The sequence below is a fragment of the Vibrio sp. 1978 genome (assembly GCF_033344345.1).
Map to the genome: position 1 here is coordinate 1 of NZ_JAWPOP010000435.1, position 722 is coordinate 722.

Genomic DNA, 722 nt, shown 5'->3' on the forward strand with positions numbered 1-722 from the left:
AGTTGCTAGACCGTAGTTCAACAAGTAGTCAATTAGACCAGCAGAGAATGTGAAGCCGTGTAGCGTACCAAGCATGTTAGCAACAACTAGCGATAGGCCAGTGAACACTGCGTGAATCGCGTATAGAGCAGGAGCTAGGAATACGAACATGAACTCTAGAGGCTCTGTGATACCAGTTAGGAATGAACAGAATGCAACAGAGAACAATGCACCACCAACTTGGCTACGTTTCTCAACAGGAGCCGCTAGGTACATAGCAAGTGCTGCACCTGGTAGACCAAACATCATTACTGGGAAGAAACCGTTCATGAATACACCAGCGCTCTTATCGCCGCCGAAGAAACGGTGTAGGTCACCAGATTTAACTGTTTCAGTTACTTCTTTAACAGTTGCTGTAATTTCTGGAGTTACTGAGTTAGCGAATTCAAATGTGTGAGTTTGACCTGCAACAAGAGTCTTAGCTAGAGCTGGGTCAACACAAAGTTGTTGTAGTGCAGGAAGAGCTTGACCAGCAGCTGTTGCGCCAGAAACTAGCACTTCTTGACAAGAACCCATACCAAACCAGAAGAAAGAGTTCAGTACGTGGTGTAGACCTACAGGAATTAGAGCACGGTTAAGCGTACCATATACAAACTGACCGATTGCGCCAGAAGTAGAGATACCGTGAGCAAGTGCATCTAGACCACCTTGGATTGTTGGCCATACAATACCTGAAACAGCAC

Annotated in this window: 1 protein-coding gene; it reads right to left on the reverse strand. The window is 45.8% G+C overall.

Annotated elements, in window-relative coordinates:
- Positions 1–722, reverse strand: a 722-nt coding sequence (locus tag R8N49_RS27085) for a PTS transporter subunit EIIC (RefSeq protein ID WP_318190444.1), incomplete at both ends; no start/stop codon positions are given.